Source organism: Streptomyces sp. PA03-6a, from assembly GCF_033792765.1.
In the GTDB taxonomy this organism is placed as follows: Bacteria; Actinomycetota; Actinomycetes; order Streptomycetales; family Streptomycetaceae; genus Actinacidiphila.
Genome location: NZ_JARAVK010000035.1, coordinates 34,506 through 50,290 on the forward strand (window position 1 = coordinate 34,506; position 15,785 = coordinate 50,290).

The following is a 15,785-nucleotide window of genomic DNA, read 5'->3' on the forward strand; positions in this document are numbered from 1 at the left end:
ACCGGCCGGTGCGTCCCGGCCCGCGGTACGGGTCAGCCGTCGGTGAAGGTCTCGCCCCGCGCGACCTTGCGCACCAGCAGCTCCGGCGCCGCGAAACGCTCGCCGTAGGCGGCCCTCAACTCCTCGGCGCGGGCGAGGAAGCCGGCCGGGCCGCCGGGGTAGCCGTTGACGTACTGCAGGACGCCACCGGTCCAGGCGGGGAAGCCGATGCCCAGGATGGAGCCGATGTTGGCGTCGGCGACGGAGGTGAGGACGCCCTCCTCCAGGCAGCGGACGGTGTCCAGCGCCTCGGCGAAGAGCATGCGCTCCTTGAGGTCCTCGAAGGGGACGGCCGCCGCCTCCGGCTTGGTGAAGTGCTCGCGCAGTCCGGGCCACAGGCCCGCCCGCCTGCCGTCCGCGTAGTCGTAGAAGCCGGCGCCCCCGCTGCGCCCGGGGCGGCCGAACTCCTCGACCATGCGGTCGATGACGGCGTCGGCCGGGTGCTGCTGCCAGGTGCCGCCGGCCTCCTCCACCGCGCGCCGCGACTCCTCGCGGATCTTGCGGGGCAGGGTGAGCGTCAGCTCGTCCATCAGGGAGAGCACCTTGGCCGGGTAGCCCGCCTGGGCGGCGGCCTGCTCCACGGTCGCGGGGTCGACGCCCTCGCCGACCATGGCGACGCCCTCGTTGATGAAGTGCCCGATGACGCGCGAGGTGAAGAAGCCGCGCGAGTCGTTGACGACGATCGGGGTCTTGCGGATCTGCCGCACCAGGTCGAAGGCGCGGGCGACGGCCTCGTCTCCGGAGCGGGCGCCCTTGATGATCTCGACCAGCGGCATCTTGTCGACCGGCGAGAAGAAGTGCAGGCCGATGAAGTCCTCACGGCGCTGCACGCCCTCGGCGAGCAGCGTGATGGGCAGGGTGGAGGTGTTGGAGCACAGCAGGGCGTCGGGGGCGACCACGCCCTCGATCTCCTGGAAGACCTTGTGCTTCAGGGCCGGGTCCTCGAAGACCGCCTCGATGACGGCGTCGCAGCCCGCCAGGTCCTGCGGGTCGGCGGTGGGGTGGATGCGGGCGAGCAGCTCGTCCCGCTTCTCCTGGGTGGTGCGGCCCCTGGCCAGGGCCTTGTCCAGGAGCCCCGCGGAGTACGCCTTGCCGCGCTCGGCGGCCTCGGCGGTGACGTCCTTCAGGACGACCTCGATGCCCGCCTTGGCGCAGGAGTAGGCGATGCCCGCGCCCATCATGCCGGCGCCGAGCACGGCCACCTTGGTGACCTGCCGGGCCGGGACGTCCTTGGGGCGGCTGGCACCGGAGTTGACGGCCTGCATGTCGAAGAAGAACGCCTGGATCATGTTCTTCGCGACCTGGCCGGTCACCAGCTCGGTGAAGTGGCGGGCCTCGATCGTGAAGGCGGTGTCGATGTCGACCTGGGCGCCCTCGACGGCGGCGGCGAGGATGTTGCGCTGCGCCGGATAGGGGGCGCCGGCGAGCTGCTTCCTCAGGTTGGCCGGGAAGGCGGGCAGGTTGGCCGCGAACGCGGGGGTGCTGGGGGTGCCGCCGGGGATGCGGTAGCCCTTGACGTCCCACGGCTGCGCGGACTCGGGGTGGGCGTCGATGAAGGCGTGCGCCTTGGCGAGCATGTCGTCGTGGTCCGTGGCGACCTCGTGGACCAGCCCGTTCTCCAGCGCGCGCCGCGGGTCGTACTGGTTGCCCTGCAGCAGCACCTTCAGCAGCGCGTCGGTGATGCCCAGCAGCCGCACCGTGCGGACCACCCCGCCGCCGCCCGGGAGCAGGCCGAGGGTCGCCTCGGGCAGGCCGATCTTCGATCCGCGGGCGTCGAGCGCGACGCGGTGGTGGCAGGCCAGCGCGATCTCGTAACCGCCGCCGAGGGCAGCGCCGTTGACGGCGGCGACCACGGGCTTGCCGAGGGTCTCGATGCGGCGCAGGTCGCGCTTGATGCCCATGCCGGCCTCGAAGATCTGCGGGGCGTCCTCGGGACCCGCCTTGATCATGTCCTTGAGGTCGCCGCCCGCGAAGAAGGTCTTCTTGGCGGAGGTGACGATGACGCCGCGGACCGAGTCGCGTTCCGCCTCCAGGCGGTCGGCGACGGCCCGCAGGGACTCCCTGAAGGCCTGGTTCATGGTGTTGGCGGACTGGTTCGGGTCGTCGAGGACGAGGGTGACGACCCCGGTCCCGTCCTGTTCCCAGCGGATGGTGGTGTTCGTCGGAAGAGCGGTCATGTTCGGTCGGCTCCGTTGCGGGATGCGGGACAGGAGGTCAGAGACGCTCGACGACGGTGGCGATGCCCATCCCGCCGCCGACGCACAGCGTGGCGAGTCCGTACCGCTGGTCGCGGCGCTCCAGTTCGTCGATCAGGGTGCCCAGGATCATGGCGCCGGTGGCGCCGAGCGGGTGGCCGAGCGCGATGGCGCCGCCGTTGACGTTGACCTTGTCGTGGCTCAGGCCCATCTCGCGCATGAAGCGCAGGACGACGGCGGCGAAGGCCTCGTTGATCTCGACGAGGTCGATGTCGTCGACGGTCAGCCCGGCCTTGGCGAGCGCCTTGCGGCAGGCGGGGGCGGGGCCGGTGAGCATGATGGTCGGGTCGGAGCCCGAGACCGCGGCGGAGACGATGCGGGCGCGCGGGGTCAGGCCGAAGCGCTCGCCCGTCTCGCGGTTGCCGACGGCGACCAGAGCGGCCCCGTCCACGATGCCGGAGGAGTTGCCCGCGTGGTGGACGTGGTCGATCTTCTCGATCCAGTGGTACTTCTGCAGCGCGACGGCGTCGAAGCCGCCCGCCTCGCCGATCGTGGCGAAGGAGGGCTTCAGCCCGGCCAGGCTCTCCGCGGTGGTGCCGGGCCGGATGTGCTCGTCGCGGTCGAGGACGACCAGGCCGTTGCGGTCGACGACGGGGACGACGGAGCGGTCGAAGCGCCCTTCCTTCCACGCCTCGACGGCGCGCGCCTGCGACTCGGCGGCGTAGGAGTCGACGTCGTGACGGGTGAAGCCCTCGATGGTGGCGATGAGGTCGGCGCCGACGCCCTGGGGCACGAAGCCCGTGGTGTAGCTGGTCATCGGGTCCATGGCCCAGGCCCCGCCGTCGGAGCCCATGGGGACGCGGGACATCGACTCGACGCCGCCCGCGAGCACCAGGTCCTCCCAGCCGGAACGCACCTTGGCGGCGGCCATGTTGACGGCCTCCAGACCGGAGGCGCAGAAGCGGTTCTCCTGGACGCCCGCCACGGTCTCGGGCAGCCCGGCGGCGATGGCGGCGGTCTTGGCGATGTCGGAGCCCTGGTCGCCGATCGGTGTCACGACGCCGAGCACGATGTCGTCGATCGCGGCCGGGTCGAGGCCCGGCAGGCGGCGGCGCAGTTCGTCGATGAGCCCGGTGACCAGGTCGATGGGCTTGGTGCCGTGCAGGGAGCCGTTGGCCTTTCCGCGCCCGCGCGGGGTGCGGATGGCCTCGTAGACGTAGGCGTCGGTGCTCAACGTCGGATGCCTTTCGATGAGGGTGCCGGTGGGGATGTCGATGGCGATGCCGGTGGGGGGTGACGGGCGGGGATGGGGCCGGATCAGCCGAGCAGCGAACGGCCGATGATCTCCTTCATGATCTCCGTGGTGCCGCCGTAGATGGTCTGGATGCGTCCGTCGGTGAAGGCCTTGGCGATCGGGAACTCGCTCATGTAGCCGTAGCCGCCGTGCAGTTGCAGACAGCGGTCGGTGACCCGCTTCTGCAGTTCCGTCGCCCACCATTTGGCCATCGACGCGTGCACCGCGTCGAGGCGGCCCGCCGCGTGCTCGCCGACGCAGCGGTCGACGAAGGTGCGCGTGACCGCGCACTCGGTGGCCATCTCGGCGATCTCGAACCGTATGTGCTGGAGCCGGGCGAGCGGCCGGCCGAAGGCCTCGCGCTCCTTGACGTAGGTGGTGGTGAGGTCGAGCAGGTGCTCGGCGGCGGCCGCCGCGGCGACGGCGATGGTGAGCCGCTCCTGGGCGAGGTTGGCCATCAGGTGGAAGAAGGCCTGGTTCTCGGTGCCGAGCAGGTTCTCCTTGGGCACCCGTACGTCGTGGAAGAAGAGCTCGGCGGTGTCCTGGGCCTTCTGGCCGATCTTGTCGAGGTTGCGGCCGCGTTCGAAGCCGGGCATGCCCCGCTCCACGACGAGGAGGCTCAGCCCGCGCGCACCGCCCTCGGGGGTGGTGCGCGCGACGACCACGACGAGGTCGGCGAGGATCCCGTTGGAGATGAAGGTCTTGGAGCCGTTGAGGACGTAGGCGTCGCCCGCGTCTGTGGCCGTGGTGCGGATGCCCTGCAGGTCGGAACCCGCACCGGGCTCGGTCATGGCGATGGCCGTGATGGTCTCGCCGCTGCAGAAGCCGGGCAGCCAGCGCCGCTTCTGCTCCTCGGTGGCCAGTCCGGTCAGGTACGGGCCGATGATGTCGTTGTGCAGGCCGAGGGCTAGCCCGTGCGCGCCGGCGCGGGCGAACTCCTCGGCCAGCACGACCGCGTAGCGGAAGTCGTCGCTGCCCCCGCCGCCGTACTCCTCGGGGACGGCCGGGCCGAGCAGGCCCTGGCGGCCGGCGGCGAGCCAGGCCCCGCGGTCGACGATGCCGGCCTTCTCCCAGCGCTCGTGGTGCGGCAGCACCTCCTTGGCGAGGAAGGTCCGCACGGTCTCCCGGAACGCCTCGTGCTCGGCCGTGAAGAGGTCGCGCTGCATGCTTGTGCCTGCCTTCCGCCGGTGGCCCGGCTACGGGAGCCGGTCCCCGGCCTGCTCGACGAGGGTGGTGGTGGGCGGCGAGGCCCCGGGGGCGGGCGCCGGCAGGTCCCAGTCGCGGGCGACCTCGGCGGTGTGCGCGCCGGGCATCGCGGGCGGACGGCGCAGCGCGCCGGGGGTGGCGGAGAAGCGCGGGGCGGGAGCGGGCTGGGTGATGCCGCCGGTGCCGGCGAAGGTGCCGCGGGCGGCCAGGTGGGGGTGGGCCGCGGCCTCCGCCAGCGACAGCACCGGCGCCGTGCAGGCGTCGCTGCCCTCGAAGACCTCCGTCCACTCCTGACGGGTACGGGACTTGAAGCGGGCCGCGATCACGGCGCGAAGCTCGTCCCAGCGTCCGAGGTCGCCCCGGTCCGGCGCGTCCTGGGGGAGGTCGAGCAGCCGGGCGAACTCCGCGTAGAAGGCGGGTTCCAGGGCGCCGACGGCCATCCAGCCGCCGTCGGCGGTCTCGTAGACGGCGTAGTAGGGGCAGCCGCCGTCCAGCAGGTTGGCGCCGCGCCGGTCCTGCCAGCCGCCGGCGGCGACCATGCCGCGGATCATCGCGCCGAGGTGGGCGACGCCGTCGACGATGGCCGCGTCGACGACCTGTCCGGTGCCGGTGGCGCGGGCGTGGTGCAGGGCCGCGAGGACGCCGGTGACGAGGTAGAGGGAGCCGCCCGCGTAGTCGCCGAGCAGGTTGGCCGGGATGGCGGGCGGTCCGTCGCCGGAGCCGATCATCCCGAGGGCCCCGGCGACGGCGATGTAGCCGATGTCGTGCCCGGCGCGCGGGGCGAGCGGCCCGTCCTGGCCCCAGCCGGTCATCCGGCCGTAGACGAGGCGGGGGTTGCGGGCGTGACAGTCGGCGGGACCGACGCCGAGACGTTCGGCGACGCCGGGGCGGTTGCCCTCCAGCAGGATGTCGGCGCGCGCGACGAGGTCCAGGACCAGCCTGGCGCCCTCCTCGGTCTTGAGGTCGGCGACCACGGAGCGTTTGTTGCGGTTGGTGACGTCGTGCGCCGGGTCGATGCCGAGCCGTGGGCCGCCGGGCCGGTCGACGCGGACGACGTCGGCGCCGAGGTCGCCGAGCAGCATGGCGGCGAACGGGGCCGGCCCGATGCCGGCCAGCTCCACCACGCGCACACCGGCGAGCGGCCCGCCGGCGGAGGCCGCTTCCCCGGGTCGCGTTCCCGCCTCGGTCATCGGGGGCCTCCGGCTTCGCAACGAGCATGACAGTATTGCTGTAACACTGGCGATGCTATGGATGCGCGATGCCGTTGACAAGGGCCGCAGCCCCGGCAGGCCGCGGTTCGTGTGAGGATCACCGCCATGGAGGAGGCACAGTGGCGAAGGTGACGGACGTGGCGCCGCCGGACGACGCCGTACGGGTGAGGGAGCTCTGGCAGGGCCTTGGCCTGCCGGGGATCGTGGACGTGCACACGCACTTCATGCCGGACCGCGTGCTGGCCAAGGTCTGGGCGTACTTCGACTCCGCCGCCCCGCTCACGGGCCGGCCGTGGCCCATCGCGTACCGCACCGACGAGGACGCACGGGTGGCCACGCTCCGGGCGTTCGGGGTGCGCGCCTTCACCTCGATGCTCTACCCGCACAAGCCCGCGATGGCCGCCTGGCTGAACTCCTGGGCCGCCGGCTTCGCCGCCCGGACGCCCGACTGCCTGCACACGGCGACCTTCTTCCCGGAGCCGCAGGCGCCGGGCTACGTCCGGCAGGCGCTGGAGGCGGGCGCCCGGGTCTTCAAGTGCCACGTCCAGGTCGGGGCCTTCGACCCCAACGACCCGCTGCTCGACCCCGTCTGGGGGCTGCTCGCAAACAGCGGCGTCCCCGTCGTCACCCACTGCGGGTCGGGGCCCGTCCCCGGCCGCCACACCGGTCCCGGCCCGATCGCGCGGCTGCTGGCCCGGCACCCCCGGCTGCGGCTGGTCGTCGCCCACATGGGGATGCCCGAGTACGGGGCGTTCCTGGACCTCGCCGGGCGATACGAGGGCGTGCACCTGGACACGACGATGGCCTTCACGGACTTCAGCGAGGCCACGGCGCCCTTCCCGCTCCCGGAGCGCAAGCGGCTCGCCGACCTCGGGGAGCGCGTCCTGTTCGGCAGCGACTTCCCCAACATCCCGTACGCGTACCCGCACGCCCTGGAGGCGCTGACGCGGCTGGAGCTGGGCGACGCGTGGACGCGGGGCGTCCTGCACGGCAACGCCGTCCGGCTGTTCGGGCTCGCCAGGTGACGCCGCCCCTGCGGCCCGGCGGCCCCGAGGCGCTCACCACGGCGCGGCTGGTCCTCGAACCGCTGCTGGTCGAGCACGCCGAGGAGATGGCCGCCGTGCTCGGCGACCCCCGGCTCCACGAGTTCACCGGTGGTACTCCGTACGACGCACCGGGCCTGCGCGCCCGCTACGCCCGCCTGGTCGCCGGCTCCGGGGACCCGGGCGTGTCCTGGTGGAACTGGGTGGTCCGGCTCCGCGCGGACGACCGCCTCGCGGGCACCGTGCAGGCGACGGTGGCGTGGGACACGCCGGACGGCACGGTCGCGGAGGTCGCCTGGGTGGTCGGCACCCCCTGGCAGGGCCGCGGCATCGCCACCGAGGCGACCGTCGCCCTCGTCGCCTGGCTCGCCGCGCTCCCCGTGGACCGCGTCGTCGCCCACGTCCACCCCGGGCACCGGGCGTCCGGAGCGGTCGCCGCCGCGGCGGGCCTGGCCGCCACGTCCCTGGTCGTGGACGACGAGATCCGCTGGCAGCGCGACGTCACCCCGCGATCCGACGCGACACGGGGCTGACCCGCTCGGCGGGCGCTGCGGCCGCCGGGCCCGTGCGGCGGCCCGTGCGGCGCTCCGACGGAAGGGGGCGCGGCGCCGGGACGGCCGAGGCAGCAGGGTGGCGGTCACGGCCGTACCGCACGCGAGGGCGCCCCAGGTGCCTCGGGCAGGCCCATCGGGAGCGGGCGAAGGGGCTCCCCGCCCACCGCAGTCCGAAACGACGACACCGGCGGGCGGCCACGGACGCCATTGCAGCCGTCGGCCGCCGGCGTGATGAAGGATGTCCCCGCCCGGAACATCCCGCTACGTCCCGCCGCACGCCACCGGAGGTACCCCGCATGGCGCCACGTCCGCACTGGCTCTTCGGCGACCAGCTGGGGCCGCACTTCCTCGACCCCGGCGTCCCCGTGGTGATGATCGAGGCGCGCTCGGCGTTCGCCCGGCGCCGCTCGCACCGGGCCAAGGCCCATCTGCTGCTGTCCGCGATGCGCCACCGGGCGGCGGAACTCGGCGACCGCGTGCGCTACGTGCGGGCCGAAACCTACCGCGAGGGGCTGCGCGAGGCGGTCGGCGACGCAGGCGTGTCCGTGTGCCGGCCGAGTTCCCGGGCCGCGCTGCGGCTGGTGGAGTCGCTGGACCGGGTCGAGGTGCTGCCGGACCGCGCGTTCCTCGTGCCGCGTGAGGACTTCACCGGGTGGCTGGAGGGCCGCTCCGGCGGACGCCTGCTGCTGGAGGACTTCTACCGCTGGGTGCGCCGCTCCCACGACCTGCTGATGGACGGCGGCGAACCGGCCGGCGGCCGCTGGAACCTGGACCACGACAACCGCGAGCCGCCGCCGCGCGACCGGGACGACCTCGGGGTGCCGCCGCCCTGGCGGCCGTACGAGGACGAGATCGACGAGGAGGTCCGGCGCGACCTGGACCGCTGGGAGCGCGAGGGCCGGGTCCGCTTCGTGGGACGCGACGGACCCCGCATGTTCCCCGCGACCCGGCGCGAGGCCCTGTCGGCGCTGCGCGCCTTCGTCGCGCACCGGCTGCCGGAGTTCGGGCGGTACGAGGACGCCATGCTCGCCGGGGACCCGGTGATGAGCCACAGCCTGCTCTCCGCCCCCCTGAACCTGGGGCTGTTGCACCCCGCCGAGTGCGTCGAGCGGGCGGAGCGCGCCCTGCGGTCCGGTGAGGCGCCGCTGAACAGCGTGGAGGGCTTCATCCGGCAGGTCGCCGGATGGCGCGAGTACGTACAGCAGTTGTACTGGCACTTCGGCGCCGGCTACCGGCACCGCAACGAACTGCGTCACCACACGCGGCTGCCGCGCTGGTTCCTGGAACTGGACGCGGAAGCGGTGCGGGCGCGCTGCCTGTCGACGGTGCTGGCCCAGGTCCGCGACACCGGGTGGACCCACCACATTCCCCGGCTGATGGTGCTGGGCAGTCACGCCCTCCAACACGGCTGGAACCCGGCGGAGTTGACCGACTGGTTCCACCGCTGCTTCGTCGACGGCCACGACTGGGTGATGGCGCCGAACGTGGTCGGGATGTCCCAGTACGCGGACGGCGGGCTGATGACCACCAAGCCGTACACCTCGGCCGGCGCCTACATCCACCGCATGAGCGACCTGTGCGACGGCTGTGCCTACCGGCCCGCCGAACGGACGGGCGAGCGCGCCTGCCCGTACACGACCGGCTACTGGTCCTTCGTGCACCGGCACCGGGACCTGCTCGCCGCCAACCACCGTACGGCGAGGGCGGTTCGGGGGCTGGAACGGCTGGGGAACCTGCCCGAGGTGCTGGCCCTGGAGGAGCAGCGCGGACGACGAGCTCCGTGACGGTGCGCAACCTCGGCCGTGCAGCGGGTACGCGAACACCGGTGCCCCTCGGCGATACCTACGAAAGAGAGTCGCTTCGTCACTCTGCGTAGCGAACTCAATGCACTTCAGGCACGTATAGTTACCTGCGTCACACCAGTAACAGGGAACGGTTCGGGGGCCCACGTGAGTCTCATACGTAGGGCCGCAGTTGGGCACTGGAGCTGGTTGCTGCCCGACGCGCAGGAGTAGTGAGGAGAAGCCATGCGACCGTTCGCGCTGATTCATGCCCGGCCGGCCACACCCGAAACATTCGTAGCGCCGTACACCTACGATTCCGCCCTGCAGCTGAACGTGCTCCCCGACGGACGCCCCGTCATCACCGACCGCGCGCTGCTGCTCGCCACGGCCGCCACCGTCTCCACCGCAGGCTCCAAGACGCACTTCGACGACTGAGCACCCCGAACCCGATGACCGTCCTGATCCTCACCTCCCCCGAGGACGTGACAGCCGACCTGGTGGTGGCCGCGCTGCACGACCGCGGGACGCCGGTGGTCCGCCTGGACCCTGCGGACCTGCCCGGCGAGGTGTCCATGTCCGCCGAGTACGTACGCGGTGACGTACGCGGGTACCTGTCGGTCCAGGAGCGCATGGTGAGCATGGACAGCGTGCGCTCGATCTGGATCCGAAGACCCGGCACACCCGGCGCGGGCGCGGCGGAGCAGTCCGCGTGGCTGACCGCCGAGGCCGGCGCAGCACTGTACGGGGCGCTGCGCTGCGTGCGGGCCCGGTGGATGAACCACCCGGGCGCCGCGGCGCAGGCCCGTTACAAGCCGTGGCAGTTGTTCACCGCGCACCACTGCGGGTTCGCGGTCCCCGCCACGCTCATCACCACCTTCCCGCAGGCGGCACGGGAGTTCGCCGAGCAGCATCCGCAGCTGGTCGTCAAGTCGGTCTCCGGCACGCACCCGGGCGATCCGCCGATGGCGCTGCCGACCACGCTGGTCGCCCCGGACGCCGACTTCTCCGCGGTGACCGCCGGGCCGACGCTGCTGCAGCAGTACATACCCAAGGCCGCCGACATCCGGCTGACCTGCGTGGGGACGGGGCTGTTCGCGGCCCGCAAGAAGTCCGGCCCCGACCAGGTCGACGGCCGGTTCGGCAGCCCCGAGGACGCCGACTGGGAGCCCGTCGAGCCGCCGGCGCGCATCGTGCGCTCGGTGCGGGAGTACATGGCCGCGGCCGGACTCGCCTACGGCGCCTTCGACTTCGCCGAGGACACCGACGGGACCTGGTGGTTCCTGGAGTGCAACCAGGGCGGGCAGTTCGGCTTCGTCGAGCTGGCGACGGGGCAGCCCATCACCGCGGCCATCGCCGACTGGCTGGCCGGCTGTCAGGACTCCCGCACGCCCCACGGGGCGCCGTAGGAGGTCAGCAGGTCGAGGAAGGGACGGGGTGCGAAGGCCTCCGGGCCGAGGACCCCGCTGCCCGCCCAGGTGCCCGCGGCCATCAGTTCCAGGGCCACGACGGGGTTGACGGCCGTCTGCCAGACGACGGCCTGCGAGCCGTACTCGCGCATCGACCACTGGTTGTCGACGACGTGGTACAGGTACACCTCGCGCGCCCGGCCGTCCTTCGTCCCCTTGACCCACGTCCCGGCGCAGGTCTTGCCGTGCATGCGCTCGCCCAGCGTCGCCGGGTCCGGCAGGCAGGCGGCGACCACGTCCCGCGGGCTGACCCGGGCCGCTCCCAGGTCGCTGCCCACCGCGACGGGTTCGGTGCGGTCCAGGCCGAGTTGGTGGAGGGTCCTGAGGGTGCCGATGAACTCCTCCCCCAGGCCGTACTTGAAGGTGACACGCCCCGCGTCGACCCAGCGCGGCATCAGCAGCACCTCCTCGTGCTCGACGTTCACGCAGCTGACGGGGCCGATGCCCGCGGGGAAGTCGAAGACCTCGGGCTCGCTGAAGGGCGGGGTCGTGAACCAGCCGCGTCCGGCCTCGTAGACCACCGGCGGGTTGAGGCACTCCTCGATGGTGGTCCAGATGCTGAACGACGGAGCGAAGTCGTAGCCGTCGACGGTGAGGTTCGCGCCGTCGCGCACCCCGATCTCCTCGATCGCGTCGAACAGCTCGTCGGCGGCGTAGCGGGCGAAGACGTCCGACAGGCCCGGCTCCACGCCCATCCCGACCAGGGCCAGCCGTCCGGCCTTCTCCCACTCGGCGGCCCGCTCGAACTGCTCGTCGCCGAGCTTGACCCCGCACTCCTGATGGGGGCGCTCCGGGTGCGGGCGGGACAGCGACATCGCCATGTCGAGGTAGTCGGCGCCGGCGGCGAGGGCGGCACCGAACAGGGGCATCACGAAGCGCGGGTCGGTGGCGTTGAGCAGGACGTCGCAGCGCCGCTCGGCGAGCAGCGCGGTGACCGCGGCCTCGTCGGAGGCGTCGACGCGGGCGGCGGAGAACCGGCCCGTCCCGTCGTCCACGGCCGCGACGGCGGCCTCGGCGCGGGACAGGTCCCGGTCGGCGACGACCATGGCCTCGAAGAACGAGCGGCGGGCGGCGATCCGGGTGATGGCGGTGCCCACCCCGCCGGCTCCCACAAGCAGTACACGCATGGCTGACCAGTCTCCGTTTCCGAGGCGGAGGCGCCTCTGCCCAGGGATGAAACGCCGTCGCGCGATGTATGGTCAATGGTGTTGGCATAAGGTCTCCCCGAGCGGGAAGGAGGGGCGCGTGCCCAAGAAGGTCGTCCAGGAGGCGGCACGCCGGCGCCGCCGCCCCACCAGGAGCGGGGCCGTCCTCTCGCACCGGCTGATCGTCGACACCGCGCTGCGGATGCTGCGCGAGCACGGCTCCGCCGGGCTGACCGTGCGCCGGCTGGGCACCGCGCTCGGCGCCGACCCGAGCACGCTGTACCGCTACTTCCGCGGCATGGACGACCTCACCCTGGCCATCGCGGACGACCTGATGGGCCGGGCGGTGGAGGGCTGGCGGTCCACCGGCACCTGGCGCGCCGACCTGCACGACCTGGGGCTGCGCATCCACACGGCGTACCTCGCCCATCCGCAGGCGGCGGTGCTCACCGCCAGCCGGGTCTCCGGCCGCGCCCACGAGACCGCGGCCGACGAGACCGTCCTGGGCATCCTGCGCACCGCCGGGTTCCCCGACCCCGCCGCGGTCGCGATCTACCAGGCCTTCATCGACCAGGCCCTGGCCTTCGCCGCGCTGGACGCGGCGACCCTGGCCCTCCCCGAGGCCGCCCGGTCCGCCGACCGGGACGTGTGGCAGGAGACGTACGCCCGCCTCCCGGCGCGGACCCACCCGCACATCGCGGCCACCGCCGGCCTGCTGGTCGACCGCATGAACCGCAGCGCCTACCCCACCGCCCTCGACATGCTCCTGGACAGCGCCGCGGCCCGGCTGGCGGCGTCGCGGGAAGCCTGAGGGCTCACCTCCCGTTCACCTCCCCTGCGCATACTTGAAGACCGGACCCGCCCGTGACCTGCGGGTCCGGGTTCGCCGGAGCACCCGTCGAGCCCTTCCCCCGGCGTCGCGCCGCCGACCCGGCATGACCGCACAACCGTGACAGGAGCGTGAGCTCCGGCGTTCACCGCCGGTTCGCACGCGGCCGTATGGAGTACGACGTATGAAGCACCGCCGGACGGACCGAGCCCCCGCGACGAAGCCCCGGTGGCGTGTGACGGTGCCGCGCCTCGCGGTCCTCGGGGTCTGCGCCGGCGCGCTGTGCGCGGTGCCGGCCGTGCAGAACGCCCGCGAGCGGGCGGTCCCCGCGGCCGGCCGGCACGGCCCGGCCGCCTCCGCCCTGCCGCCCTCGGCGCCCCCACGGACGCCGACGGCAACGCCGACCCGGACCCGGGTGCCGGAGCACGGCGACGGCAGGTTCACCAAGGCCCCCGGCAGCCGGCGAACCATCGGGCACGGCACCCCACTGCGGTACGGCGTGGAGGTCGAGGACGGCACCGGGTTCTCCGCCGCCTCGGTGGCCGCGCAGGTCGACCGCATACTCGCCGACAAGCGCGGCTGGACGACGGCCGGCGCCGCCTTCCGGCGCGTCGCCGCGCCGCCGTACGACTTCCTCGTGCGGCTGGCCACCCCGGACACCACGGACGCCCTGTGCGCGAAGTACGGCCTGGACACCGGCGGCGAGGTCAACTGCAGCGGCGGCAAGGACGTCGTGGTCAACCTCAAGCGCTGGGTGCTGCTGAGCCCGTACTACAAGGGCCGTCCGGCCGAGTACCGCGCCCTGATCGTCAACCACGAGGTCGGCCACCGTCTCGGCCGCGGCCACCGCGGCTGCCCCGGTCCCGGGCGGCCCGCCCCGGCGATGATGCAGCAGATCAAAGGCCTGCACGGCTGCGTCGCCAACGCCTGGCCGTACGACCGGCACGGCCGGATGATCACCGGCCCCGCCGTCCCGTGACGGGCGACCGCGCCGCGCCCGGGCCGGGCCACGCGGCACCGGCCCGGAGGTGACCGCGACGCCGCACGCCGGCTACCCGGGCGGCCCCGCCCGTCCAGGTAGGGTCGGCACGGTGGCACCGGAACCGGAGGGGCTCTTCCCGCTCGACGACGTCCTCGAGGACGTCCTGCCCCCGCGGCACACGACGGCGGGCGGCACGTCCTTCCGCGACTCCCCCGCCGCCGCCCGTCTGCTGGACGTCCACACCGTCTACGCGGAGCCGGAGGCGGCCGCGTCCCCGCGGGGGCGGGAGATCCTCGCCCGCTTCCCGGACGCCGTCGTCGTCGAGGTGCCGTCGCACTGGCGGATCCCGGGCCTGCACGGCAACGAGGGCAACGCCGCGCGCTGGGTGCGGGTGAAGACGCGGACCCTGGTCCTCGGGGTGAAGAAGACGCTCACCGTCCGCCCCAACGGCCGCTCGGCCGACTGGATCGCGCCCGGCGCCTCCAACGGCTGCGCCATGGCCTGCGCCTACTGCTACGTCCCGCGCCGCAAGGGCTACGCCAACCCGGTCACCACCTTCACCAACATCGACCGCGTCATCGGCCGCATCGCGCGGCACGTCGCCGAGCAGGGCCGCAAGCCCGCGCCGAACCAGTGCGACCCACGGGCGTGGGTGTACGACATCGGCGAGAACGGCGACTGCTCGGTGGACGCCCTGATCAGCGACAACACCGCCGACCTCGTATCGGCCTTCCGGCGGTGGCCCACGGCGAAGGCCTCCTTCGCGACCAAGTTCGTCAACCCCGACCTGCTGCGGCTCGACCCCCGGGGGCGCACGAGGATCCGCTTCTCGCTGATGCCGCCCGAGGACTCCCGGCTGCTGGACGTCCGCACCAGCCCGGTGGCCGAACGGATCGCCGCCGCGGGCGACTTCCTGGAGGCCGGGTACGAAGTGCACCTCAACCTGTCGCCGGTCGTCGTACGCCCCGGCTGGCAGAGCGCGTGGGCGGAGCTGTTCCGGCACCTGGACGACGTCCTTCCGGCGGCGGTGAAGGCCCAGGCCGCGGCCGAGGTGATCATGCTCACCCACAACGCCGGGCTGCACGAGGTCAACCTGGGCTGGCACCCCCGTGCCGAGGAGCTGCTGTGGCGCCCCGCGCTGCAGGAGCCGAAGCGCTCGCAGAACGGGGACCTGAACGTGCGCTACCGCGCCGCGGAGAAGGCCGCGTCCGTACGCCGGCTGCTGGCGCTCGCCGCGGAGCACGCGCCGTGGCTCCGCATCCGCTACGCCTTCTGAGGCTTCCTCCGGGAGTTCCGCGGGAGTTACTGCGGGAGTTCCCGTCCGCGGCGTGACACAGGCCACGTACGAAACAGTTTCGTTTCGATGAACTCCGAGCCTATGCTCAGACGAGTACGAAACCGTTTCGTTTAGGAGGGAGAGGGCCCATGCCCGCACCGGTCACCGCCCGACGCGGCAGCCGCCTCACCCCGGAACGCGAGGCCGCGGTCTACGCGAGCACCCTCGACCTGCTCCGCGAGGTCGGCTACGAGGCCCTGACCATGGACGCCGTCGCCGCCCGCTGCCACTGCAGCAAGGCCACCCTGTACCGCCAGTGGGGCGGCAAGGCCGAGCTGGTCGCCATGGCACTGCGGCACGAGAAGCCCGTCAGCGCCGGTGACGTCGACACCGGGAGCCTCCGCGGCGACCTGCGCGCCCTGCTGACCCTCGAGGACGACCGGCGGCTGGAGCGCGACTGCGCGCTCATGCGCGGTCTGGCCATGGCCCTGCACGCCCACCCCGACCTGCTGCACGCCCTGCGCGAGGTCATGGTCCAGCCGGAGCGCTCGGGCCTGGACACCCTGCTGCGGCGCGCCGTCGACCGCGGGGAGATCAGCGCGGACAACCCGGCGATCCCCTACCTCGTGCCGATGCTGCTGGGCGCCTTCGCCACCCGGCACGTGCTCGAGGGCCTCCCGCCCACCCAGAAGTACCTGCTGGCCTTCCTCGACGCGGTGATCCTGCCCGCGCTCGGCGTCCGCCCCCGACCTGTCCCCGCG

Annotated in this window: 14 protein-coding genes; 9 read left to right on the plus strand and 5 right to left on the minus strand. The window is 73.2% G+C overall.

Going from position 1 to position 15,785, the window contains the following annotated elements; translation table 11 throughout:
- Nucleotides 1–32: 32 nt before the first annotated feature.
- From PV350_RS11715 to PV350_RS11730, 4 genes are all read right to left on the minus strand, one after another.
- The gene (locus tag PV350_RS11715; RefSeq protein ID WP_500333598.1) at nucleotides 33–2,216 is read right to left on the minus strand and encodes a 3-hydroxyacyl-CoA dehydrogenase NAD-binding domain-containing protein; all 2,184 of its coding nucleotides are present in this window, start codon (nucleotides 2,214–2,216) and stop codon (nucleotides 33–35) included.
- Between the two features lie 37 nt (nucleotides 2,217–2,253).
- Nucleotides 2,254–3,468, minus strand: coding sequence for an acetyl-CoA C-acetyltransferase (locus PV350_RS11720; protein WP_499515603.1), 1,215 nt, complete (start codon nucleotides 3,466–3,468; stop codon nucleotides 2,254–2,256).
- 83 nt (nucleotides 3,469–3,551) lie between these two features.
- Nucleotides 3,552–4,694, minus strand: a complete 1,143-nt coding sequence (locus tag PV350_RS11725; protein WP_500333600.1) for an acyl-CoA dehydrogenase family protein — start codon at nucleotides 4,692–4,694, stop codon at nucleotides 3,552–3,554.
- A 30-nt stretch (nucleotides 4,695–4,724) separates the two neighbouring features.
- Nucleotides 4,725–5,924: a CaiB/BaiF CoA transferase family protein gene (locus PV350_RS11730; RefSeq protein WP_499515601.1), complete on the minus strand. Its 1,200-nt coding sequence runs from the start codon at nucleotides 5,922–5,924 to the stop codon at nucleotides 4,725–4,727.
- Nucleotides 5,925–6,064: 140 nt separating this feature from the next.
- Between PV350_RS11730 and PV350_RS11735 the strand changes: the two genes are divergently transcribed.
- The 5 genes from PV350_RS11735 (at nucleotide 6,065) to tgmB (ending at nucleotide 10,732) form a co-directional block, all read left to right on the plus strand.
- Nucleotides 6,065–6,970: an amidohydrolase family protein gene (locus PV350_RS11735; protein WP_500333602.1), complete on the plus strand. Its 906-nt coding sequence runs from the start codon at nucleotides 6,065–6,067 to the stop codon at nucleotides 6,968–6,970.
- A complete protein-coding gene (locus PV350_RS11740; protein ID WP_499515599.1) occupies nucleotides 6,967–7,521 on the plus strand; it encodes a GNAT family N-acetyltransferase in 555 nt (184 codons plus the stop codon). The genes PV350_RS11735 and PV350_RS11740 overlap by 4 nt, the downstream gene beginning before the upstream one ends.
- A gap of 317 nt (nucleotides 7,522–7,838) precedes the next feature.
- A complete protein-coding gene (locus PV350_RS11745; protein WP_500333605.1) occupies nucleotides 7,839–9,326 on the plus strand; it encodes a cryptochrome/photolyase family protein in 1,488 nt (495 codons plus the stop codon).
- 243 nt (nucleotides 9,327–9,569) lie between these two features.
- Nucleotides 9,570–9,761, plus strand: coding sequence for a putative ATP-grasp-modified RiPP (gene tgmA / locus PV350_RS11750; RefSeq protein WP_018562451.1), 192 nt, complete (start codon nucleotides 9,570–9,572; stop codon nucleotides 9,759–9,761).
- 14 nt (nucleotides 9,762–9,775) lie between these two features.
- A complete protein-coding gene (tgmB, locus tag PV350_RS11755; protein ID WP_500333607.1) occupies nucleotides 9,776–10,732 on the plus strand; it encodes an ATP-grasp ribosomal peptide maturase in 957 nt (318 codons plus the stop codon).
- Here tgmB and PV350_RS11760 read toward each other — a convergent pair.
- Nucleotides 10,699–11,919, minus strand: a complete 1,221-nt coding sequence (locus tag PV350_RS11760) for a saccharopine dehydrogenase family protein (protein ID WP_500333609.1) — start codon at nucleotides 11,917–11,919, stop codon at nucleotides 10,699–10,701. The two genes, tgmB and PV350_RS11760, sit on opposite strands and share 34 nt — an antisense overlap.
- A 118-nt stretch (nucleotides 11,920–12,037) precedes the next feature.
- Between PV350_RS11760 and PV350_RS11765 the strand changes: the two genes are divergently transcribed.
- The 4 genes from PV350_RS11765 to PV350_RS11780 all read left to right on the plus strand — a co-directional run.
- Nucleotides 12,038–12,748 carry a TetR/AcrR family transcriptional regulator gene (locus PV350_RS11765; RefSeq protein WP_500333610.1) on the plus strand — a complete coding sequence of 237 codons (711 nt, stop codon included), beginning with the start codon at nucleotides 12,038–12,040 and terminating at the stop codon, nucleotides 12,746–12,748.
- A gap of 202 nt (nucleotides 12,749–12,950) precedes the next feature.
- Nucleotides 12,951–13,745 (plus strand): DUF3152 domain-containing protein, encoded by a 795-nt coding sequence (locus PV350_RS11770; RefSeq protein WP_500333612.1) that lies wholly within the window; start codon nucleotides 12,951–12,953, stop codon nucleotides 13,743–13,745.
- A 112-nt stretch (nucleotides 13,746–13,857) separates the two neighbouring features.
- The gene (locus PV350_RS11775; protein ID WP_500333614.1) at nucleotides 13,858–15,024 is read left to right on the plus strand and encodes a spore photoproduct lyase family protein; all 1,167 of its coding nucleotides are present in this window, start codon (nucleotides 13,858–13,860) and stop codon (nucleotides 15,022–15,024) included.
- Between the two features lie 149 nt (nucleotides 15,025–15,173).
- A partial coding sequence (locus PV350_RS11780; protein WP_500333616.1) for a TetR/AcrR family transcriptional regulator occupies nucleotides 15,174–15,785 on the plus strand: 612 nt, incomplete at its 3' end.

Bases quoted from the DNA above. Each gene is read 5' to 3' on its own strand.
- PV350_RS11715 (WP_500333598.1), bottom strand. From the start codon at position 2,216: ATGACCGCTCTTCCGACGAACACCACCATCCGCTGGGAACAGGACGGG.
- PV350_RS11725 (WP_500333600.1), bottom strand. From the start codon at position 4,694: ATGCAGCGCGACCTCTTCACGGCCGAGCACGAGGCGTTCCGGGAGACC.
- PV350_RS11730 (WP_499515601.1), bottom strand. From the start codon at position 5,924: ATGACCGAGGCGGGAACGCGACCCGGGGAAGCGGCCTCCGCCGGCGGG.
- PV350_RS11745 (WP_500333605.1), top strand. From the start codon at position 7,839: ATGGCGCCACGTCCGCACTGGCTCTTCGGCGACCAGCTGGGGCCGCAC.
- tgmA (WP_018562451.1), top strand. From the start codon at position 9,570: ATGCGACCGTTCGCGCTGATTCATGCCCGGCCGGCCACACCCGAAACA.
- tgmB (WP_500333607.1), top strand. From the start codon at position 9,776: ATGACCGTCCTGATCCTCACCTCCCCCGAGGACGTGACAGCCGACCTG.
- PV350_RS11760 (WP_500333609.1), bottom strand. From the start codon at position 11,919: ATGCGTGTACTGCTTGTGGGAGCCGGCGGGGTGGGCACCGCCATCACC.
- PV350_RS11770 (WP_500333612.1), top strand. From the start codon at position 12,951: ATGAAGCACCGCCGGACGGACCGAGCCCCCGCGACGAAGCCCCGGTGG.